The sequence below is a fragment of the Pseudomonas sp. EL_65y_Pfl2_R96 genome (assembly GCF_963970905.1).
In the GTDB taxonomy this organism is placed as follows: Bacteria; Pseudomonadota; Gammaproteobacteria; order Pseudomonadales; family Pseudomonadaceae; genus Aquipseudomonas.
Map to the genome: position 1 here is coordinate 13526 of NZ_CAXAQH010000010.1, position 21851 is coordinate 35376.

19 protein-coding genes and 2 pseudogenes are annotated in these 21851 nt (G+C 59.9%); 10 read left to right on the forward strand and 11 right to left on the reverse strand.

The window, feature by feature from the left end; all coding sequences use genetic code 11:
* Positions 1 to 106: 106 nt before the first annotated feature.
* The 3 genes from AACY49_RS12680 to AACY49_RS12690 all read left to right on the forward strand — a co-directional run bounded on the left by AACY49_RS12680 (position 107) and on the right by AACY49_RS12690 (position 2155).
* Positions 107 to 991 carry a LysR family transcriptional regulator gene (locus AACY49_RS12680; RefSeq protein ID WP_339524090.1) on the forward strand — a complete coding sequence of 295 codons (885 nt, stop codon included), beginning with the start codon at positions 107 to 109 and terminating at the stop codon, positions 989 to 991.
* A 215-nt stretch (positions 992 to 1206) separates the two neighbouring features.
* Positions 1207 to 1422, forward strand: coding sequence for a DUF4287 domain-containing protein (locus AACY49_RS12685; RefSeq protein ID WP_258696167.1), 216 nt, complete (start codon positions 1207 to 1209; stop codon positions 1420 to 1422).
* Positions 1423 to 1795: 373 nt separating this feature from the next.
* Positions 1796 to 2155 (forward strand): DUF6124 family protein, encoded by a 360-nt coding sequence (locus tag AACY49_RS12690; protein WP_258696166.1) that lies wholly within the window; start codon positions 1796 to 1798, stop codon positions 2153 to 2155.
* A 144-nt stretch (positions 2156 to 2299) separates the two neighbouring features.
* Here the strand turns inward: AACY49_RS12690 and AACY49_RS12695 are convergent, their stop codons facing one another.
* The 7 genes from AACY49_RS12695 to AACY49_RS12725 are packed head-to-tail and all read right to left on the reverse strand — an operon-like array spanning position 2300 to position 8645.
* Positions 2300 to 3718 (reverse strand): ATP-binding protein, encoded by a 1419-nt coding sequence (locus AACY49_RS12695; protein WP_258696165.1) that lies wholly within the window; start codon positions 3716 to 3718, stop codon positions 2300 to 2302.
* Positions 3715 to 4377: a response regulator gene (locus tag AACY49_RS12700; RefSeq protein ID WP_258696164.1), complete on the reverse strand. Its 663-nt coding sequence runs from the start codon at positions 4375 to 4377 to the stop codon at positions 3715 to 3717. The genes AACY49_RS12695 and AACY49_RS12700 overlap by 4 nt, the downstream gene beginning before the upstream one ends.
* A gap of 11 nt (positions 4378 to 4388) precedes the next feature.
* On the reverse strand, positions 4389 to 5033 hold the full coding sequence (locus AACY49_RS12705; protein ID WP_339524093.1) for a tetratricopeptide repeat protein: 645 nt from the start codon (positions 5031 to 5033) through the stop codon (positions 4389 to 4391).
* Complete coding sequence (locus tag AACY49_RS12710) at positions 5030 to 5839, reverse strand: SDR family oxidoreductase (protein WP_258696162.1); 810 nt, start codon at positions 5837 to 5839, stop codon at positions 5030 to 5032. Before AACY49_RS12710 ends, AACY49_RS12705 begins: the two co-directional genes overlap by 4 nt.
* Positions 5826 to 6500: a TenA family transcriptional regulator gene (locus AACY49_RS12715; protein WP_339524095.1), complete on the reverse strand. Its 675-nt coding sequence runs from the start codon at positions 6498 to 6500 to the stop codon at positions 5826 to 5828. Before AACY49_RS12715 ends, AACY49_RS12710 begins: the two co-directional genes overlap by 14 nt.
* On the reverse strand, positions 6497 to 7978 hold the full coding sequence (locus AACY49_RS12720) for an AMP-binding protein (RefSeq protein ID WP_339524097.1): 1482 nt from the start codon (positions 7976 to 7978) through the stop codon (positions 6497 to 6499). Before AACY49_RS12720 ends, AACY49_RS12715 begins: the two co-directional genes overlap by 4 nt.
* Entirely contained in the window at positions 7968 to 8645 is a 678-nt protein-coding gene (locus AACY49_RS12725) for a thermostable hemolysin (protein WP_339524349.1), read from the reverse strand. The genes AACY49_RS12720 and AACY49_RS12725 overlap by 11 nt, the downstream gene beginning before the upstream one ends.
* Before the next feature lie 186 nt (positions 8646 to 8831).
* On the opposite strand from AACY49_RS12725, the gene AACY49_RS12730 reads away from it, so the two are divergent.
* Positions 8832 to 9404: a cytochrome b gene (locus AACY49_RS12730; protein ID WP_339524098.1), complete on the forward strand. Its 573-nt coding sequence runs from the start codon at positions 8832 to 8834 to the stop codon at positions 9402 to 9404.
* On the opposite strand, the gene AACY49_RS12735 is transcribed toward AACY49_RS12730, so the two are convergent.
* From AACY49_RS12735 to AACY49_RS12745, 3 genes are all read right to left on the reverse strand, one after another.
* Positions 9385 to 10491 (reverse strand): DNA alkylation repair protein, encoded by a 1107-nt coding sequence (locus AACY49_RS12735; RefSeq protein ID WP_339524100.1) that lies wholly within the window; start codon positions 10489 to 10491, stop codon positions 9385 to 9387. The two genes, AACY49_RS12730 and AACY49_RS12735, sit on opposite strands and share 20 nt — an antisense overlap.
* Before the next feature lie 135 nt (positions 10492 to 10626).
* A complete protein-coding gene (locus tag AACY49_RS12740) occupies positions 10627 to 12435 on the reverse strand; it encodes a monovalent cation:proton antiporter-2 (CPA2) family protein (RefSeq protein ID WP_339524102.1) in 1809 nt (602 codons plus the stop codon).
* A 117-nt stretch (positions 12436 to 12552) separates the two neighbouring features.
* A complete protein-coding gene (locus AACY49_RS12745) occupies positions 12553 to 13443 on the reverse strand; it encodes a LysR family transcriptional regulator (RefSeq protein WP_007895093.1) in 891 nt (296 codons plus the stop codon).
* A gap of 167 nt (positions 13444 to 13610) precedes the next feature.
* On the opposite strand from AACY49_RS12745, the gene AACY49_RS12750 reads away from it, so the two are divergent.
* The 6 genes and pseudogenes from AACY49_RS12750 to AACY49_RS31815 all read left to right on the forward strand — a co-directional run.
* Positions 13611 to 14693 (forward strand): 4-oxalomesaconate tautomerase, encoded by a 1083-nt coding sequence (locus tag AACY49_RS12750; RefSeq protein ID WP_258696155.1) that lies wholly within the window; start codon positions 13611 to 13613, stop codon positions 14691 to 14693.
* Between the two features lie 48 nt (positions 14694 to 14741).
* Entirely contained in the window at positions 14742 to 16061 is a 1320-nt protein-coding gene (locus tag AACY49_RS12755; RefSeq protein WP_339524104.1) for a dicarboxylate/amino acid:cation symporter, read from the forward strand.
* Between the two features lie 137 nt (positions 16062 to 16198).
* Positions 16199 to 17503: a CitMHS family transporter gene (locus AACY49_RS12760; RefSeq protein WP_258696153.1), complete on the forward strand. Its 1305-nt coding sequence runs from the start codon at positions 16199 to 16201 to the stop codon at positions 17501 to 17503.
* Between the two features lie 94 nt (positions 17504 to 17597).
* Positions 17598 to 18851, forward strand: a complete 1254-nt coding sequence (locus AACY49_RS12765; protein ID WP_339524107.1) for an OprD family porin — start codon at positions 17598 to 17600, stop codon at positions 18849 to 18851.
* Positions 18852 to 18929: 78 nt separating this feature from the next.
* Positions 18930 to 19745 (forward strand): annotated as a pseudogene (locus tag AACY49_RS31810) (cache domain-containing protein); the annotation flags it as partial.
* 261 nt (positions 19746 to 20006) lie between these two features.
* Positions 20007 to 20603: pseudogene (locus AACY49_RS31815) on the forward strand (methyl-accepting chemotaxis protein); the annotation flags it as partial.
* Positions 20604 to 20613: 10 nt separating this feature from the next.
* Here the strand turns inward: AACY49_RS31815 and AACY49_RS12775 are convergent.
* Positions 20614 to 21678 (reverse strand): sensor domain-containing diguanylate cyclase, encoded by a 1065-nt coding sequence (locus AACY49_RS12775; RefSeq protein WP_258696150.1) that lies wholly within the window; start codon positions 21676 to 21678, stop codon positions 20614 to 20616.
* Positions 21679 to 21851: the final 173 nt, after the last annotated feature.

Here is a 21851-nt window from a genome sequence, read left to right on the forward strand (position 1 = left end):
GTCGGTCATCCTAGTTGTTAGCTTTCGTTAAAAGAATGTTAGTTTTTGCGCAGCTGCTGTGCGTTTTTAAACAGCGTCGTTAACGGCATAACGTCAAGGATGGTTCATGTTCGACTGGAATGACCTGCGGTTTTTTCTCGAATTGCAGCGCAGCGGCCGCTTGCTGACCGCCGCTCGCCGTTTGAACACGACCCACGCCACCGTGGCCCGGCACATCGAAGCCATCGAAAAAAGCCTCGGCACCGCGCTGTTCGTCCAGCATGCCCAAGGCTACGAATTGACCCCGGCCGGCGAAGCGCTGCTCAAGCACGCCGAGGCCATGGAAAACGTCGCGCTGCTGGCTCAGGAAGAAATTACCCAGTCATCCGCGCCGCTGGGCAAGATCCGCGTCGGGGTGACGGAAGGGCTGGGCATCATGTTCCTCGCCAGCCGTATGAATGGGCTGTTCGAACGCTATCCAGGACTGGAGGTGGAATTGGTCGCGGTGCCGCGCTTCGTCAGCATTCTCAACCGTGAAGCGGAAATCAGCATTCACCTGGAACGCCCGGCCGCCGACATGCTGGTCACCCGAAAACTCACCGATTACCGACTGGCGCTCTACGCAAGCCAGGCCTATCTGGACCGCTCGCCACCACTGCGCAGCCGCGAAGACCTCGGTCGTCATGCGTGGATCGGCTACGTCGACGACTTGCTGTTCAGCCAGGAACTGATGTTCCTCAACAGCTTCTGCCGCAACCCCCAGGTGGTGTTTCACAGCACCAGCGTCATCGCCCAGCAACAGGCCGCGCGCTCGGGCCTGGGGATCGCCGTGCTGCCGAGCTACATGGCCAGCGCCGATCCCGAACTGGTGCCGTTGCTGCCGGATGAAAGCATCCAGCGCAGTTATTGGATCAGTACGAGGCGTGAGCTGCACAAGTCCGTGAGGTTGCGGGTGTTGTGGGATTACGTGGTGGAGTTGTGTGAGCGCGAGCAGGGGTTGTTGATGGGATAAAGATCAAAAGATCGCAGCCTTCGGCAGCTCCTACAGGGATAGGTGGAGCTGCCGAAGGCTGCGATCTTTTGATCTTGGGAGAGTGTCAGATTCATTTCCCAAATGCTCTGCGAGCTTGTTCCCGCTGGACAGCGCAGCCGTCCTGGCCTTCAATTCGTGGGATGAAGACAAGGAGCGTCCACCGATACTCCGCCGCGAACAAGGGAGCTTGCAGCATGACCGAAGATACAAAAGTGAAAGGCCCGGCGTCGTACTTCCCGTCAATCGAGAAAAAATATGGCCAGCCCATCAGCCACTGGCTGGATCTGCTCGGAACAGTGAGCGCTAAGAAACATATGGAAATGGTGGCTTGGCTGAAGGCTGAACACGGTATGGGGCATGGGCATGCTAATGCTTTGGTTGCATATTATTTGGCGAGTTCGCCAACCTAGCCCACAGTCAATTTAAACAAGAAAAATCGCGATCGTTTAAATGAAGCTTGCCGTTACCACCTAAGGGCTACAACGCCTTGCGCCATCCCCTACAAGTAAGACAGAATCCGCCGGCTTGTGCGTCTAGGGGCCGCTCGGTAACTTGATTCCTGTCACTGCTCATCAGTGATCGGGTCTGCAAGCCCGCCGGAATACCAGTCGCATAGCCCTGTCAGCGGACGCTCGTTTGTGTCCGCGAAATGGCGGCTTTGTGCGGGAGATCTTCGGATCTGCCGGGTTCCTGGTTTCCCGGTCTTGCAGACCCGCACATAGCTGCCACCCATCATCTGCAAGTGATGTCGGTAGCTCCTAATGAACAATCAGGAGTTTCACCATGATCAAACCTACGCCCAATCCGCCGGACACCGATCCGGTGTCTCCGTACGAACCCGATTCAAAGAAGCTCAATGAGGCCGCCGAGCGGGCTCTGAACTTCCACTTCCCGTCGAATGCCGACATCAAAGCCGCCGCACGCACGCCCAGCACCCTATTTTCCGTGAACTCGCAGGCTACTAACGAAACCCTGATGGTTTTTTTGGTCGAGACGCTGGCCTCGGTCGATGTGATGGTCCATCAGTTGGTGGATCATCTGGAAGGTGGGTCGCGCTACGCCCTGCTGGGCATTTCAAACAGCATCATGGTGGCGGAGATCACGGCGAACCGGGTGCTGGATAAGATTGATCTGCCCAAGTAGGTGCGGGCTGCTGGGGTGAGTGGATAACTGACGTTGGGCTGTGCAGCGGTCCCTTTTTTGGGGCCGCTTCGCGCCCCAGCGGGAGCAAGCTCCCTCGCCACAGATTGTTCACGGCCACGAGCAGAATTGTGTTTCGGTGGCCATTCAGCCATTGGGCGGCAGCTCTCGGGTGGTCCGTTGCAGGGGGCTGTGGTTCTGGCCGGCGGGAATCGACAGGGTCGCCCGCAGCCCGCCTTCCGGTGGATTGACCAGGGTAATCCGCCCACCCAGCCGCGTCGCGATGGTGTTGACGATGGCCAGCCCCAAGCCCGCGCCTCCGGTATTTCCACGGCTGTAAAAGCGTTCGAACAACCGTGCGCGATCCGCTTCGTCGATGCCCGGCCCCTGGTCCTGGACGCTCAAGTTGTAGAACCCGTCGTCCTGGCTCAGTTGCACGGTGATGACGCCATGCTCCGGCGAAAAATTCGCCGCGTTGGTGACCAGGTTATTCAGGGCGATATCGATGGCGCCGGCATCGGCGAGGACTTTGAAAGGCCGGTCTTCGGCGTCGAAAGCCAGTTCCAGGTTCCTGCTCAGTAGCCAGGGTGTGAGCTGGGCCAGGCTGGCGCGTACGGTTTCACTCAAGTCGATGCTGTGCAGCAACGGCGCCACGGCCTTGGGTTCGAGACGCGCCATGGTCAGCAACTGATTGACCAGACGGCTGGCGCGGTCGACCCCGGCAATCAGAAACGCGAGGGACTCACGACGTTCCTGTTCTGTGCCAGCCTCCTGCAGGTTTTGTGCATGCACCCGCAACACGGCCAGCGGCGTGCGTAATTCGTGGGCGGCGTCGGCGATGAAGCGCCGCTCACGGCCAAGCACCTCTTGAATTTGCGCGAGCATGCGATTGAGCGCTGCTTGCATCGGTTCCAGTTCGCTGGGCAACGGGGTCAGTTGCAACGGCTCCAGAGAGCCGCTGTGCCGTGCCCGCAACGTTGCTGCCATATCGGCCAGGGGTTTGAGCCCCCAGCCGATGGCCAGCCAGACCATGGCCGCCAGTATCAGGCTGCCCAGCACATTGGGCCACAGGGTATGGCGCACGATCCGGTCTACCAGGTCCGCACGCACATCGTCCCGTTCACCGACCCAGATGCGCAGATCATTCTGTTTGTCTTCGAGCATGAACACCCGCCAATGGCGGTTGTGCAGATCCACCACATCGCTGAAACCGGATTTCGTCGGCGGTGCCGTGAAGGGGGGCGCACTGGCGGTGTGCACCAGCACTTCGCCCTTGCGATTCCACACCTGAAAGGCAATTTTGCTTTCATAGGGATGACCATCGACTCTCGGCACCGCTTCACTCAAGGCCTTGTTGAACGCTTGATACAGTTCGGCGTGTTCACTGCTGGCCAGCGGCATGCGCATCACACCCTGCAGCAGTCGGGCGTTCTGTGCCAGTTGGGCGTCGTAGACTTCGGCAATTTCGTGATTGCTGTCGTGCAGGTTGAACACGCTGATGATCGCCAGGCCTGTCAGCATCAGGCCGATGATCAGCGTCAGGGTGCGACGCCGGATTGAAGTCATCGACGCTCCTCCACCAGATAACCCACCCCGCGGATGGTGCGGATCAGGTCGGTGGAGAACTTCTTGCGCAGGTGATGGATATGCACTTCCAGGGTGTTGCTTTCGGCTTCTTCGTTCCAGCCGTAAAGCAGTTGCATCAGGTGATCGCGGGTCATGACCCGGCCCGGAGGCGAGAGCAATTCATGGAGCAGTTGATATTCCTTGGGCGTCAGCGCCACCGGCTCACCCTGATAACTGACTTGCTGGGTGCCGGGGTTCAGTCTGATGCCGGCGTGTTCGATCAGCACTTGGGCGCGACCGGCACTACGGCGCAACAAGGCCCGTAGGCGAGCCTTGAGTTCGGCCAGGTCGAAGGGCTTGATCAGGTAATCGTCGGCGCCGGCATCCAGCCCGGCGATGCGGTCTTCGGTGGCATCCCGGGCGGTGAGGATCAGTACCGGCAGGTTCGAGCCGCTGGCCCGCAAGCGGCGCAACACTTCCAGACCGTCCATGCGCGGCAGGCCGAGGTCGAGCACGGCCACATCAAACGTTTCGCTGAGCAGTGAATGCAAGGCGTTGCTACCGTCCTGCAGCCAGTCGACGGTGTAACCCTCACGACCCAGGGCCTGATGAATGCCCTCGCCAAGGGCTACGTCATCCTCTATCAGTAATAAGCGCACACGGACTCCTGTCAGTCGAGTTTCTTGTTCACGTCCACCAGTAACGCTTCGATCTCTTTGCGGCGCCCGGCATCGGCGCTTTCCCGACCAGGACGCGGTGCAGCTTGCAGGGCTTTTTGCAGTGCTTCCCTGGCTTCACCATAGCGCTTTTGACGGTAAAGATGATCGCCCCAGAAGTACAGGCTGTCGATGCCGGTCGGGTTCAGCTGCAAAGCCTGCTTTAACAGTTGTTCGGCCTTGTCGGCATCGCCGAAACCAATGGGCCAGCCGGGCACGCGATCATACAACGCCGCAAGGCTGGTGTAGGCCGAGCCTTGCAGGGCCTTGGGGTCGATGGTGAGGGCTTTCTCCAGATCGACTTTGGCGGCCTTGGCTTTGCTCAGGGCGCCGAGGCCACCCTGGGCTCCGGCCCAACTGCTGGTGACAATGCCGGACCAGATCCACGCTTCGGCCAGGGATTGGCGTTCCTGGGTGAACGCCGAGGCCTGGGTCGCGAGTTTTTCGAAGGCCGCAGTGCGCTGTTCGGCGGGCAATTCATATTGAATGTGCGCCCAACTTTGCTGAATGCCATTGAGGCGCTGCTGATCGGCTGCGTCCAGCGCCCAGACGCTTTGGCTCAACGCCGCGAGCAGCAAGCAAGTGACGATTCTTTTCATGGTTTGAGGCTCTCGTTATCGGGCTTCTGACTGAGGCGACGGATCAGCGGCAACTGCTTGCGCAAGCCACGGTCCACCAGATGCGGCAACAGACTGTTCAGGCGCACGAAAAAGCGTTCCGGCCAGCCCAGGTACAAATCGCGCCGGTCACCGGCAATCGCGTGGATGACCGCCGTGGCAACGGTTTGCGGGTCGTCGACATTGGCTTTGAGCGCATCGTTCAGCGCCTGGGCCGCCGGACTGTTCATGCTGGTGTGGGTCGCCCGAGGGGCAACGTAAAGCACGCTGATCCGGGTGTCGGCCAGTTCCCGGCGCAGGGCTTCGGAGAAACCGCGCAGGGCAAACTTGGTGGCGCAATAGCTGGCGTAACCGGGGTAGCCGATGGAACCGTAGGTCGAGCCGACGTTCACCACCATGGCACTCTCGGCCTGCTTGAGCAGCGGCAGCAACAGCCTGGTCAGGCAGATCGGCGCGCTGACGTTCACTGCCAGCATGGCGTTGATCTCGCTGTCATCGAGCTGCTCGAGCATGGCGAAATGGTTGACGCCCGCGGCATTGATCAGCAGGTTGATACCGCCGATGGCCTCGGCCGCGGCCAGCACTTTGCGCCGGTCGTCGGGCAAGGTCAGGTCCGCATCGACCCAACGCAACTGCTCCGGGTAGCGTTCGAGCAAGGGTTCCAGCGACTCCCGGTTCCGGGCCACGGCCAATACTTGCGCATTACTGGCACACAGGGTGCTGGCGATGGCCAGACCGATGCCGCCGCTGGCTCCGGTCAACACCACGCGAGCCTCAGACGGGCGCATGCAGATTCTCCCCATCGCGGGGCAGGCCGCGGAACATGTCGGTGTAGAGCTTGTACACGACCTTCGAGGCATGAATCACCGCGGCTTGGTCCGCCGGGTCTTCGAGTGTGTTCATCAGCCGACGGTAGGTCTGCATGTGTTCGATATCCAGCGAGCCGTGGGAGCTCAGGTAGCTGAAGGCGGTTTCTGGCAGCGCCAGGCGTTCGCGGATGCTGCCGGCCGCGTGGGTGGCCAGGGCAATGCTGGTGCCTTCCAGCACGTTGACCATGCCGAACAGGCCGACCGGGTTGTCTCGGGCAATCAGGTCGTAGAGGAAGCTGACCATCAACTCGATCGGCAGCGATGGACGACCGTCACGCACCGCCTCTTTGTCGCCGCCACAGGCCTCGATGTCGTCGAGTACCCATTGCTCGTGGCCGTATTCCTCGTCGATGTACTCGCACACCGCTTTGCGCAGCCATTCCAGCCGCTGCGGCAGACGTGCGCCGCACGCCATCATCAACGGCACGGTATGGCGTACGTGGTAGTAGGCCTGGGCGAGGAAGGCACGGTAGCTGTCCAGGCTGACCTTACCCTCAAGGGCATCGCGGATGATCGGCAGGTTGAACAACTCGTGGCGTTCTTGCAGGGTGGCTTCTTGCAGGGTGTCGAAAAAACTCATGATGCGGATTCCTCGGAAAAAACGGATTCAGTGAGCTGCGCCCGGTAACGTTCGACGATGGCGTCGCGGCGCGGTCGGCCATTGGCGGTCAGCAAGCCGTTGGCGGCGGTGAACGGCTGATCGAGACGGGTCCAGTGATGAACCTGGGCGTAATCGGGCAAGGCCTCGTTGGCCTGGGCCACGGCGGCGGTCAGTTCGTCGTCGGTGCAGTCCGGCCGATGGGGCCAGAGCAGGGCGTGGTTGGTTGGCATCGCTTCGCCGTAGACGAACGCCTGAGCGATGTGGCGACGCTGGGTGAGTTCGGCCTCGACCCATTCCGGGTTGACGTTGCGGCCGAAACTGGTGATGAACTGATGTTTCTTGCGCCCGTTGAGGTAGAGAAAACCTTCCGGGTCGAACTCACCGAGATCGCCGGTCGGCCACCATTCATCGTGGTAGGGCGCTTGCCCCAGATAGCCGAGCAGGGTCGAGCCCTTGACCAGCACTTCGCCGTCGTCGGCCAGGCGAATCCCGACATGGGGCAGGGGCCTACCGACACTGCCGGGGCGGTGTGCTCCCGGGCGATTGAGGCACACCACCGACGCGCATTCCGACAACCCGTAACCCTCGTATACCGGCATGCCGATGCGTTGCGCACGATGCAGCAGTTCTTCGCAAACCCGCGCACCGCCCACAGCGGCAAATCGCAGCGATTGGGGGTTGAACGCTTTTTGCTCGGCGGCGCTGACCAACATCAGCAGCAACTGTGGCACCAGGATCAAACTCTCGGGCGCGCGGGAGGCCAGACACCCCAGCAACCGCGGCACATCGACACCGCTGGCACCCTGAATGCCCAGGTTTTTCTGGCTTGGCACGCTCAGGGTCGCACCGGCATACAACGCGGCATAACAACCGAGGTTTTCCAGCAGAATCGCCAGGGGCAGCAGCGCCAGGTGATGCCGTGGATTGGTGGGTTTGCTTGCCTGATCCAGTTCACGGGCCACCCGCAAAAGGCTCTCGGCGCTCAGGCACACGCCTTTTGGCGTACCGGTGGTGCCTGAGGTGAAGGTCAGTTTGGCGGTGCCTGCGGGTATCCGGTTCGGACCGCTGAAGGTGCGACGCCAGAATTCGCCGGTCTTCTCGTAGCCGGCCGCCTGCAGTTCGGCTTCCAGTTCCGGTTCGGCAATCACCCGTTCGGCCTGGCTCTGTTCCAGGCAATGACTGCGTTGTGCCGGGCTGAAGAAGGGCGGCAACGTCAGGCAGGTCAGGCCTTCGAACAGTACGGCCAGGTCCCAGAGCATCGCCTCGGTGCCGTTGTCCAGGGCCAGCGCGACCACTTTGACGTGCTCATCGCGCAGACGCTGTTGGCGATACATGACCTCGGCGTACAGCGTGGCGTAGTCCAGTTTCAACTGATCGCCCCACAAGGCAATCGTGCTGCTTTTGTGTTCGGCGTGATGGCGCAGGGTTTGTTTGAAACGCTCCATTTCAGGCGACATGGCTGGGCTCCTCAAGGGACGCCGGCAACCCCAGGCGATTGAACAGACCGATGTTGCGCAAATGGATGAAACCGGCGCGGATGTTGCCGACATGCACCCATGGCTGACTCTCGTAATAACTGCCCCAGTGGTGACGGTCGTCGCCCAGCCGCGCAGGATCGGCGGCGCAGAGTGTCACCGGCTTCAAGCCCAGGCGATGAAAACTGTTCACCAGCCCGATGTTGCCGGTGAACGCCACCCATTCCAGCCCGCCCATGGCCAACAGGTAGGTGATGGCGATGATGCTCAGACGAGCGCTGCCGGTATCGCTGGCGGCAAGGTTCCCGACCTCGACAATACCGGCCCGGTCCACGGGTTGGCCGGCAGCGTCGCTGATCAGCGGATCGATTGCCTCGTCCAGATAACGCTCCAGAAACAAGGAGTCGGCACCGGCCAGTCGTACGCCAGCCACCGCACACAGCGTGCCTGACGCATCGCTCATGCCGAACAGCTGCGGCATGAATTGGCGGATGTCGGCGCCGTGGGCCTTTCGAAAACGCTGCTGGATAAAAGCTTCGAAGACCGGACGCTGGGGGTCGTCCGGCAAGGCTCTGGCCAGACTCATCTGCGGGGTTTCGGCTTGGCCGAAGTGCAGGGGCAGAGGGATGTTCCAGTCGAAATCGGGCATGGGCAAGAACGCCTCCCTGAGTAAGTTTGGGAGGAGTATCAAAGGCAATTCTTAACGGAGTCTGAAGGTGGACCTTCAGATTGTCTTAAGACTGGACGGGCAGGGTGGCGCCGGTCGGTTCGACGAAACCGGATCCGGGCTGCACGACTGAGTCGGCAGCCGCCACTGATCTCCACGAGGCACTGTATGACCCGAGATTCAGCAGTACATCGGTATGGAAAACTCTCGATTACCTTGCACTGGTTGATGCTGGCGCTGTTCGTCGGCGTTTATGGTTGCATCGAGATCAAAGGATTGCTGCCCCGTGGGCATGCCTTGAAGGGCCTGTTTCTGGGGCTGCACGGCGTATTCGGGTTGAGCATTTTTGCGCTGGTCTGGGTTCGCTTGCTCGGGCGCCTCACCCCTCGGCCCCCGATTACACCGGCCCCGCCCACCTGGCAGACCGGCGTCTCGCACCTCATGCACTTGGCGTTGTATGTACTGATGATCGCAACGCCGCTATTGGCCTGGTTGATGCTGGCCGCCGGTGGCAAGCCGATGCCGTATTTCGAGTTTTTCCTGCCGGCGCCCGTGGCGGTTGATCCGGTGCTGGCCAAGCAACTCAAGCATTGGCATGAATTGCTCGGCAGCACCGGCTATTGGTTGATTGGTTTGCATGCAGCGGCGGGTTTGCTCCATCACTATTGGGTCCGCGACAACACGCTCACGCGCATGCTGCCGGGGGGCTCTGGTGTGGGGGTCAATGAGCGTCAGCGATAATTCGGAATTGGGTGCTGGCCAAGCGTTCGCCATTTACCAGAATGTGCACCGCGTGCTGGCCGGCATAGTGCCTGCGGGTGGTCAGTTCCTTGATGTGCTGACTGCGGCTAATGGCTTCGCTGGCATTGTCGGACAGTGTGAGGGCTTTAAGTTTGAACACCTTTGCCGAGGTGCTGCCGTTGGCTTTGACATAATCGATAGCGTAATCGATCACCAATCGCTGACTGTCCGGGACCGTGGACTTCACTCTGAAAGACAGGGTGATTTTCTCACCCAGGCGAATCACCGCCGGTTCGACCTTCACGTCAATGATTTCAATCTCGGGCGTGCCGCCCGCGCCAATGATTGCCAGCGCCCGCTTGTTACCCTGTTTGATCAAACTGCGCAGGGCGTGTCTGGCGATCCACGCTGTGTGCTTGTTTTCCAGTGACCAACCCTCGATCAGCGCCAGCACCCACTCGGGATGATCCTTGGTGATGTCGTTGAGGTGATTGGCCACGGATTTGCGCACGTAGAGGCTGTCGTCGGCCTTGAGGTTGTCGAGGATCGCAGCCGCCAGTGTCGGGTCGGCCTGGACCGGCTCAAGGCGGAACGACCATGGCAGGCGTGGTCGGCTGCCTTCGCTGGCCAGGCGCCGGACGTGTTCGTTTTCATCCAGCGACCAATCGTGCATCAGCGCCAACGAGCGTTCGATATCGCTGCGCAGGAAGTGCCGGATGGCGAATTCCGATGAGCCGAAGGCTGTGAAATATTTGAGCGCATTCATCGACAGATCGAACGTATGAGCGCCGTAGGTCGCGACGTAATGCGGCAAAAACATGCTGACGAAGGCGCTGTTCAGGCGCGGGGCGAGGGCGCGCAGAACGTCCAGGGATTCTTCATAACCGAGCGGCAACACCGCGTGCAGGCATTCACTGACGCGGGCCATGCGTTGCATGACTGACAACTCCGCCAGACCGGTTTTGGCCAGTTTCAGGAAGGCCTTGGCATCGAATTCGGGGTAGACCGCCGTCATCTCGGTGGCGATGTGCGCGAGGCGTTCGGCGTTGAAGATTTCCTTCAGGGCGGGGGAGGTTTGGTCAGCCATTGTGGGGTCCTTGCCAAGTGATCGTTCCCACGCTCTGCGTGGGAATGCATCCCGTGACGCTCTGCGTCACATTTCAAGAGCGGACGCAGAGCGTCCATGGCGGCATTCCCACGCAGAGCGTGGGAACGATCCGGTTCAAACCTTACCCGCTTCCTCCTCCAACTGATCCGACTCAAACAGTTTTGCCAGTTCCGCCCGCGCTTCCTGAGCGGTCTGCATCAGCTTGGCCGCATCGTCATACACCGCGTGCTGGGCTTCCAGCACCTGTTCATCGTGATGGGTGAAACGCTTGATCCGCGCATCTGCCTGGGCCTGGGTCAACCCTAGTCCAACCAGGGTCCGCCGGGTCATTTCCAGGCTGGAGTAATAGGTTTCCCGCACCGCTTCAGCCCCGACATCCACCAACCGGTGCACATGCTGACGGTTACGGGCGCGGGCGATGATTTTGATGTGCGGATAGAGCTTGTGCACCAGCTCGGCCGTCTTGATGTTGGTCTCTGGATCATCGGTGGCGATCACGAAAAACTCCGCTTGCCCGACCTTGGCCGCGCTGAGAATTTCCGCACGCATCGGGTCGCCGTAGAACACCGGCACGCCACCGAAGCTGCGGGACAGTTCGATGGTTTCCACCGATGTGTCGAGGGCGACGAACTTGATGTTCTGCGCCCGCAGAATCCGCGCCACGATCTGCCCCATACGGCCCATGCCGGCGATCACCACGCGTGGCGTGTCGGTGTCGATTTCGCGAAACTTCTGCGGCACCTCTACCGGTTGAACCTTGGGTTTGACCAGGCGTGCGCAGGCCAGCAACAACAGCGGTGTCAGTGCCATCGACAGGGTGATGGTCAGCACCAGCAAGTCGTACAGGCGCGGCTCGAACAAGCCCTGATCCCGGCCGATCTTGAACACCACAAAGGCAAACTCACCACCGGCCGCCAGCACAATCCCCAAACGAATCGCATTGACTTTGCCCAAACCTCCGGCCAATCGACCGACCACAAACAGCAGCGGCAACTTGAGGGCGATCAGCAGCACGGTCAGCCCCAACACCGCGACTGGCGCGCTCAACAGCAGACTCAAATTGGCACCCATGCCGACGCTGATGAAAAACAGCCCCAGCAGCAGGCCCTTGAACGGCTCGATCTGCGCTTCCAGTTCGTGGCGGTATTCGGAGTCCGCCAGCAGCAAACCGGCGAGGAACGCGCCGAGTGCCATGGACACGCCGACCAGGTCCATCAACCACGCCGTACCGATCACCACCAGCAATGCGGTGGCGGTGGACACCTCCGGCAAGCCAGTCTTGGCCACCACGCGAAACACCGGGCGCAACAGATAACGCCCGCCGATCACCACCACCGCAATGCTGCCCAGAACCCGCAAACCATGGTTCAAATCTTCGGCGCCACTGGTGGTGTGATCGCCGCCGGCCAGTAGCGGCACCATCGCGATCAGCGGGATCGCGGCGATGTCCTGGAACAGCAAAATCGCGAACGCCAACCGCCCATGAGGGCTGGTCAGTTCCTTGCGCTCGGCCAGGCTTTGCAAACCAAATGCAGTAGACGACAACGCCAGGCCCAGGCCCAATACGATGGCACTGTTCAGGGATTGGCCGAACACGAACAACGCCAGTACGCCAATCACCGAACCGGTCAACAGCACCTGCGCAAGGCCCACGCCGAACACCGACTTGCGCATCACCCACAAACGTCGCGGCGACAGCTCAAGACCGATGATGAACAGCAACAACACCACCCCGAGTTCGGAGATGTGGCTGACGCTTTGCGGGTTGCCGATCAAGCCCAGCACCGACGGCCCGATGATCACCCCGGCAAACAGATAGCCGAGCACCGCCCCCAATTGCAGGCGTTTGGCCAAGGGCACGGTGAGCACCGCCGCGAACAAAAAGACGACAGCGGCTTGCAACAGGTTGCCTTCGTGGGGCATGGCGAAACTCCAGGGTGTGGCAGGCGAGAGCGGCGCTCGCCCGATTTTCAGCGGGGCGTCAGGATAAAGGCTGGCGTCCTTTCAGTCAGCAAGGAGGTTGCTGATCGAGCTCACGGCTCAGTGGGGCCATTGTTCGAGCAGGATCGAAACGAACTTCTCCGCCGCCGGCGATAACGATGCGCCCCGACGGTACACCAGGCCGAGTGTCCGGTTCACCACAGGATCGGTGAGCGGAATGCTCACCAGCGTCGGGTGATCCGCCGCCGGCATCGCAAGGCTCGGCATCGCAGAAACCCCCAGACCGGCTTCGACCATGCCCAGCGAGGTGGACAAATGCTGTACCTCATAAAACCACTGCGGACGCCAGCTCAGGCCCGACAGGGCGTGGTCCAGCAACATGCGGTTGCCGCTCAGGCGTCCGACGCCAATCAACCGGTAATCGCTCAGTTCTGACCAGGTCACGGACGTCCGCTGGGCCAGTTCATGGTCACGACGGCAGGCCAGGACGAAGGGTTCGTTGACCAGTGAAACGAATTCGATGTCCGGGTGCTGGCCGCTCATCATGTTGATGCCGAAGTCGGCCTCCCCCCGCAACACCGCTTCGAGCCCTTCATTGGCGCTGAGGTCGAGCAGACGGATGCGGATTTTCGGGTAACGCTCGTTATAAAGACGAATCACTGACGGCAGAAAGTAAAACGCAGCGGTTGGAATGCAGGCCAGGGTCACCTGACCGATTTGCCGTTCGGCCAGCTCACGGATGTTCAGGATCGAGTCGTCGAAGTCATCCAGCAATCGGCGAGCCTTGGGCAGGAAATCGCGGCCGACGCTGGTCAGGCTGACCTTGCGCGTGGTTCGGTCGAGCAACGTAGTCCCCAAACCCTCCTCAAGTTTTTTTATCCGTCGGCTCAAGGCCGGTTGTGACAGATGCAGTGCGTCGGCAGCCTCGTGAAAACTCCCCAGTTCGGCGATTTTCACGAAAGATCGGATGTCCTGGAGCTCGTATTCCATGTTTTATCTCGTCGGGAAGTGCGTTGAACTGCGTTCTGAACGTTAAAACTTTCTTTTGTGAAGCGCAATAATTGCTCCGATCTTTGCATTGGAAACACAATTACATCCCTGTCACTCTTGTTTGCAAGACATCAATTACCCCGATTGATTAACAAGAGCTAGTGGCCATGCAACGAATTCCTTGTGTCCTGATGCGCGGTGGTACCTCAAAGGGACCGGTATTTCTCGCCTGGGATCTACCTGTTTCGATTGAAGAGCGCGATGAAATATTGCTCTCGGTGATGGGCTCCGGTCACGAACTGGAGATCGACGGCATCGGCGGCGGCAGCCCGCAGACCAGCAAGGTCGCCATCGTCAGCCCGTCGTTGCATCCCGACGCTGATGTTGATTACCTGTTCGTTCAGGTCATGGTGTCCCAGCGTCGGGTGGATACCGCCCCGAACTGCGGCAACATGCTCTGTGCGGTTGGGCCGTTTGCCATCGAGCAGGGCCTGGTCAAGGCGACCGATGAACTGACTCGCGTGCGGATTCGCAATCTCAACACCGGCACCTTCGTCACCTCTGATGTGCAGACACCAAACGGCAAAGTCAGCTATGAAGGCGACACCGCCATCGATGGCGTGCCTGGCAGCGCGGCACCGGTTCAACTGACATTCCTTGACGCGGCGGGCAGCAAGACCGGCAAGCTGTTTCCAACCGGCAGCACCCAGGACTGGTTTGACGACATTCCGGTGACCTGCATCGACATGGCCATGCCGATGCTGATCATCGAGGCGCGTCACTTGGGCAAACGCGGCGATGAAACTCCGGCCGAGCTGGACGCCGACAAAGACTTTCTGCAGCGCCTCGAAGCCCTGCGTTTGCGGGCCGGCATGGCTATGGGGCTGGGCGATGTCAGCGACAAGGTCATCCCCAAGCCGGTGCTGGTATCGAAGGCCAAGGCCGGCGGCACGATTCAGGTTCGCTACTTCATGCCGCACAACTGTCACCGTGCGCTGGCCATTACCGGCTCCATCGGTCTGGCCACGGCCTGTGTCAGCGAAGGCAGTGTGGTCGCGCAGATGCTCGGCAATACTGGCGGGCCGCGTCTGCAACAGGTGCGAATCGAGCATCCGAGCGGCGGCATCGATGTCGTCTTGTCCTACACCGGTGAGAACGGTGAGACAATCCGCGCCTCTGTTGTTCGTACCGCCCGAAGGCTGTTTTCCGGCTTTGTATATGCCCCGGTTTCCCAACGGCTCGCCGGGTAGTCTTCCCGCGCAGTCACTGCAGTTTTTGCATCAGAACAATTCTAAAAAATGGGTGATGCCATGAAAATTGTTAAATCGCTCTATTTCCAGATCCTCTGCGCCGTGCTGCTGGGTGTTGTGGTCGGGCACTTCTGGGCCCAGCAGGCCATTGCCCTCAAGCCGCTGGGTGATGCCTTCATCAAACTGATCAAAATGATGATTGCGCCGGTCGTGTTCTGCACCATCGTCATCGGCATCGCCGGGATGAGCGACAAACGCTCCCTCGGTCGCTTGCTGAGCAAAACCATGCTGCTGTTTCTCGGTCTGACGGTGGTCAGCCTGATCATCGGCCTGGTCGCGGTCTACGTGTTCAAACCAGGCGTGGGCATGAACATCGATCCGAGCCAATTGAGCACAGCGGGCTTGTCTCAATACACCGAGTCCGCAGCGAAGCTTGGGGTGGTCGAGTTTTTCATGCACATCATCCCTGACACCTTTATCGGTGCATTCAGTAAAGGCGAAGTGCTGCCGGTGTTGTTTATCGCGGTGCTGTGCGGTTTCGCCCTGTCTTCCCTGGGCGAACGCGGCAAGCCAGTGCTGGATGTACTGGAAGCGGCGTCGCAGATGGTCTTCAAGATCTTTTCTTATCTGATGCGATTCGCGCCGATCGGTGCCTTCGGGGCACTGGCGTTCACCGTCGGACAGTACGGCATCACCTCGCTGGGTTCGCTGGCGAAGTTGATCATGACCTTGTACATCGCCTGCGCTTTCTTCGTCTTCGTGGTGCTCGGCAGCATTTGCCGCGCCCACGGCTTCAGCCTTTGGAAGCTGTTGCGTTATCTGCGCGAAGAGTTCCTGGTGGTGCTGGGCACGTCCTCCACCGAACCGGTCATGCCACGCATGCTGGAAAAACTCCAGGCGCTGGGTTGCAGCAAGGGTGTGGTGGGGCTGGTGTTGCCAACGGGGTACTCGTTCAACCTCGACGGTACGGCAATCTACCTGTCGCTGGCGGCGATTTTCATTGCCCAGGCCTGCAACATTGATCTGACCTTGAGCCAAACCTTGACCATGCTGGCGATCATGTTGCTGTCGTCCAAGGGCGCGGCAGGGGTGACGGGCAGCGGTTTCGTGGCCCTCGCTTCCACGCTCACGGTGATGCACGACATTCCACTGGCAGGCTTGGCGCTGTTGATCGGGATCGACCGGTTCATGTCTGAGGCGCGAGCCCTGACCAGCCTGGCGAGCAATGCCGTGGCGACGGTGGTGATCTCAATCTCCGAGAACGCCTGCGACCGTCAGGTCCTGCTCGATATCCTGGACGGTAAAAAACCGGCTGCCCCGGGTGAGGATCAAACCTGGGACCGCATCGGGACCACCGGTCACCTCTAGCATCGCGCAGCCGCTTCCACAACCTAACCTTTTTACTACCTCCCACCGGGCGTCGCTGATCGCGTCGCCTGGCGGGCTCGGGGTCGTTCGCCTGCGCATCGGCCACGCACTTCATAACAACAAGAGAGAGTTGCCCTATGCTCGCCTTACTCGGCTTGGCCATGGTGGTTGTGTTCACCTTCCTGATCATGACCAAACGTCTGTCACCCATCGTTGCGTTGACCGTTGTTCCGATTGTCTTTGCAGTGATCGGTGGCTTTGGTGGGACCACCGGCAAAATGATGCTCGACGGCCTGAAGATGGTCGCACCGTCGGCGGCACTGCTGCTGTTCGCGATTCTGTTTTTCGGTTTGATGATCGACTCGGGGTTGTTCGATCCGCTGATCCGCAAGATTCTCAAGCGGGTCAACGGCGACCCGATGAAAATTGCGGTCGGCACTGCGCTGCTGTCGCTGACGGTCGCCCTGGACGGTGACGGCACCACCACTTACATGATCACCTGCGCGGCAATGTTGCCGTTGTACAAGCGCATCGGTATGAACCCGATGATTCTGGCGACCATTTCAATGCTGGCGTTGAGCATCATGAGCGGCATGACCCCTTGGGGCGGCCCGGCGACCCGGGCGATTGCCGCGTTGGGGCTGGATGCCGGGGCGTACTTTGTTCCGTTGTTGCCGACCATGATCGGTGGTGCCGCGTGGGTGGTGTTCACTGCGTTCCTGCTGGGCCGCGCCGAGCGTAAACGCATCGGTAATACCCAACTGCAGAGCGGTGGCGGCGATTGCTACATCAAGGCGATTCTTGAGGATACGCCGCACAAGCGCCCGAAACTGGCCTACGTCAACCTGTTGCTGGTGACTGCGGTGATGGTCGCGCTGGTGATGGGGCTCATGCACTCGGCAATCCTGTTTCTGATTGGCTTCGTGCTGGCGCTGATGATCAACTACCCGCAACTGGACATTCAAAAAGAACGCATCCTCGCGCACTCCGGCAACGCCATGACCGTGGTGCTGCTGGTATTCGCGGCCGGTATCTTCGCCGGGATTTTCTCCGGAACCAAAATGGTCGACGCTCTGGCGCAAACCCTGGTGGACTGGATTCCACCGTCCTGGGGGCACCTGTTCCCGTTGGTGGTGGCGATCACCAGCATGCCATTGACCTTCGTGCTGTCCAATGATGCTTATTACTTCGGCGTGGTGCCGATCCTCGCTAACGCGGCGGCAGCCTATGGGATCGACCCGGTGGAAATCGCCCGGGCGTCGATTCTTGGCCAACCGGTGCACTTGATGAGCCCGCTGGTGGCCTCGACCCTGTTGCTGGTGGGGATGGTCGATCGCGACCTCGGCGACTTCCAGCGCGCCACCGTCAAATGGGCGGTGCTCACTTCCTTGGTAATCACAGCTTTAGCCCTGCTGACGGGCGCCTTGACGCTGTTCTCCTGATTCATCCCTGACTCGCCACTTGACAGAGCTTCACGTGTCGATGGCGGAGGCGCGGTCTCGTGCATCCTTAAAACAACAATATGAGTAGTTCGACATGACCCACTTTCTGACTCGCAGGGCTCTTCTTCCGCTTCTGGGTGTGTTGCCGATGGCCACTGCCGGTGCGAGTGATTTCATCGACGACAGCAAGTTGAAGCTGCAACTGCGCAACGTCTATTTCAACGAAAACTTTCGCGATGAACATGGCTTGAGCGCGCGCTCCGCCAGAACCGCCAAAAGTGAGCGCACCGAGTGGGCCCAGGGTTTCCTGCTGGATTTCCAGTCGGGGTTCACCCCCGGCACTATCGGTTTCGGGGTCGACGCATTGGGCCTGCTGGGTGTCAAACTCGATTCCGGGCGTGGCCGCAGTGGCACCGGTCTGTTGCCGGTACACAATGACGGTCGCGCCGCCGACGAGTTCGCCAGTGCCGGGGCTGCGGCCAAGGTCAAACTGGCCAAGACCACCCTCAAATACGGCACCCTGCTGCCCAAAACTCCGGTGCTGATCTATAACGATGCGCGTTTGCTGCCGCAAACCTATGAGGGAGGACAAGTCAGCAGCACCGACATCGAAAACCTGACCCTGACTGGCGGTCATCTGGACCGATTCAAACTGCGCGATTCGACCGACAGCGTGTCGATCGTTCCTGACGGTTATTCAGGCGACAAAGGTGGCGATTTCACCTACGCCGGTGGTGATTACAAACTCGGCAAGAACACCCGTCTGAGTTACTTCTACGGTGAACTGGAGAATTTCTATCGCCAGAACTTCGCCGGCATCCAGCACGATCTGCCATTGGGCCCCGGGGTGTTGACCGGCGACTTGCGTTATTTCAACAGCAATGACGCGGGCCGTGCCTACGCCTCGAAAATCGATAACGACATGCTCAGCGGTCAGCTGTCCTACGCGGTGGCGGGGCACACCTTTGGTGGCGGTTATCAACAACTCAGCGGTGACGCCGGGCTGCCGTACGTCAGCGGTGCGACGGTGTACTCGTTCAGCAACGTCGGCATCGGCAAGTTCATCGAAGAGGACGAGAAGACCTGGATGCTCAGTTACGGTTACGACTTTGCACCGGTGGGCGTGCCTGGGTTGACGTTCATGACCCGTTATCTCAAAGGCAACGATGGCAAGTCCGACACCAATATCAAAGAGTCCGAACGCGACACAGAACTGGCCTATGTGGTCCAGAGCGGCACATTCAAGGGGCTTGGCGTGAAACTGCGCAACTATGTCTACCGTTCGGACTTCGCGCGCGGACGTGACAGCAATCGGATCTATTTCACCTACGACATTGCTCTCTGGTAATGGCACCGAGGCGCTCGCAGCAGGCAGCGAGCGCCTTTTCAGTTAGCCGTGCAGATCGCTTGGCGAAGGAACCCGGATATGTCATTTAAACGAAAAATACTGCTGCTCACGTTACTGCCCGTGGTGTTGTTCGCAGTGGTACTGAGTATCACCACCAGCAAGATTCTACTGTCATTGGCGGATCGGGAAGTCACGCAAACCCGCGATCGGTTGCTGGCCGAGAGTCGGGCCAGGCTCGAAGATTATGCAAGCATCGCTCGAAGCTCCATAGCAGGATTGTATAACAACGCAAACAGTGGCGACCTGCAAAGTCGGGCCCTGGCTATCAGCCAACTGTCGAAAATGAAGTATGGCGATGACGGCTACTTCATCGGCTACGACAGTCAAGTCGTGCGCCTGTTTCGCGGTGAAAGCAGCGATGGGGTGGGCACCAACATGAGCGATCGCAAGGACCGCGATGGGGTTTATCTGAACCGCGAGATGGTCGCGGCAGCAAAGAATGACTCTCACTACGTCAACTACGCCGGGTCCTTGGTCAATACCGACAAAGTAGTGCCGAAACTGGCCTACAGTTTTTTCCTGCCCAAATGGGACATGGTAGTGGTCACTGCCGTCAATCTGGACAGCATTGAAATCCAGGTGGCGCAGGTTCGTGCGGACATTGACCGGCGGGTGAGCAGTATTGTTTACGGGATCGTCATTGTGGCCGTGGTGTTGCTGGCAGTTATTGGCGTATTGGCGCTGCTATTGGTCAATGCCAGCCTGCGACCGCTGACATTGATCCGCGACAGTCTTAACGAGATTGCTGCCGGTGAGGGGGATTTGACCCGACGCTTACCCGTCGGTAGCCAGGATGAGTTCGGCCAGTTGGCCGGTTCATTCAACGCTTTTATAAGCAAAATTCACGGGTTGGTCAGTCAAATAGCGGCAATGACTGGGCAATTGAGCAACGCTGTCGGGCAAGTGGCCAATCAGACCCGGCACATGGACCTGGCCATGGAGCAGCAGCGTCAGGAGACAGATCAAGTAGCGGCGGCGATCAATCAAATGTCGTCGGCGGCGCAGGAAGTGGCGGTCAGTGCTCAGAGTGCATCGGACGCAGCCATCGAAACCGATCAGCAGACGCGACGCGCCCGACAAGTGGTCGATGGCAGCATTGCGCGTATTCAGGGGCTGACGTCGGACCTGGGACGCAGCGGCGTGTCTCTGGACAGCCTGCAAAGCGACGTTTCGGCGATTGTCACGGTGCTTGATGTCATTCGTTCGATTGCCGAACAGACTAATCTCCTGGCTCTGAATGCGGCCATCGAGGCCGCCCGTGCCGGTGACGCCGGGCGAGGTTTTGCGGTGGTTGCCGACGAGGTGCGTGCCCTTGCCAGTCGCACCCAGCAAAGCACCCAGGAAATCCAGGCGATGATCGAGCGCCTCAAGCGAGCCACCAGCACCGTCGTGACCTCGATGCGTCAATCCAGTGAAGCCGGGGAGGGCGCCAGCACTCAAGCTCATCAGGCCGGTGAGTGGCTGGGCAACATCGTCGAATTAATCGCCACTATCAACAGCATGAACGCGCACATCGCCAGTGCTGCGGAGGAGCAAACTTCGGTGGCGGAGGAGATCAACCGCAGCGTGCATCAAATCGCCCGGGCAATCGACAGTGTTGCCGATGAAACCCAGCGTGGCGTGCAGACGGTCAATGACCTCCACGGCATTGGGCGCGGCCTCGAAGTCCTGGTCAAACAGTTCAAGATCTGAGGCGCCTGCATCAGACCCGGCTCACCGTCTGACCGCCCAACCGATACTGATTATTGCCGCTGCGCTTAGCCTCATACATCGCCAGGTCGGCAATGTGAATCAAGCGGTCCATGCTCGGCGCATGGTCCGGGAACACCGCCACGCCGAGGCTGCTGCCGATGTGGCGCTGGTCGTTGCCGATGGTCACCGGTGGTGCGAGTTCGACGAAGATTTTCTGGCAGATGCTGCGGGCTTCGTCTTGCAGGCTGTTGCCTTGGGGAAGACCCTGGAGGATCACCACGAACTCATCACCACCGATTCGTGCGACGGTGTCGGTCGAGCGCAGAATCTTCTTCAAGCGTGTCGCGGTGGTGATCAGCACGCGGTCGCCGGCCGCATGGCCATAGTGGTCGTTGATTGCCTTGAAACCATTAAGGTCGACAAACACCAAGGCAACTCGCGTGGCGCTGATGCGGGCCTGTTCCAGCGCATCGGACAGGCGTTCTTCAAGCACCAGGCGATTGGGCAAACCGGTCAACGGGTCGTAATGGGCCAGGTGTTGCAGGTAACTGGCGGAAGCTTTTTCTTCGGTGATGTCGCGTACGACGCCCATCATCTTGATCGTTGCGTCATGGGCATTCTTGACCACGTTGCCGGTTTCCCGCAGCCAGCGGATGCTGCCGTCCGGCCAGACCACGCGGTATTCCTCGTCATGGTTCTCGCCGGTCTCCAGGCAACGCAGTTCTCCGGCGCGGACCTTCACCCGGTCGTCCGGGTGCACGCAGGCGCAGAACAGTGCGTAGGTGGGCGTCACCTCGCCGATCTTGAACCCGAACATGCCGTAGATCGCGTCCGACCAATAAAGCTTGTCGGTATCGACCTCCCAATCCCAGGTGCCGATGCGGGCGAAGTATTGGCTGCGTTTGAAGCGTTCGGCGTCGCCTTCCTGATGGATGCTTTGTCCCTCGGTGAGGCTGTCGATCAGCGCACGGCACTCGGCCAACTGCTTTTGCAGCGAACGATCGCGCCAGATCAGCGCGATGATCAGCGCAAAGGTCAGTGAGCCGATCGTGATATCGATCCAGAGCTGGCTCATTGAGGAATTGCGCTCATGGCGTATCGAACCGTGGGGGAGGTGGCCGGTATATTAAGGCTTTGTACGAAAACTGCCTGCGTGTCAATCATGCTGCGTTAGAAACAGGCTCGGAGTGCTCATTTACAACCCGTAAACTCCGCTTCTTCGCCTGTTTTTGCCTTGCCTGATCGCCA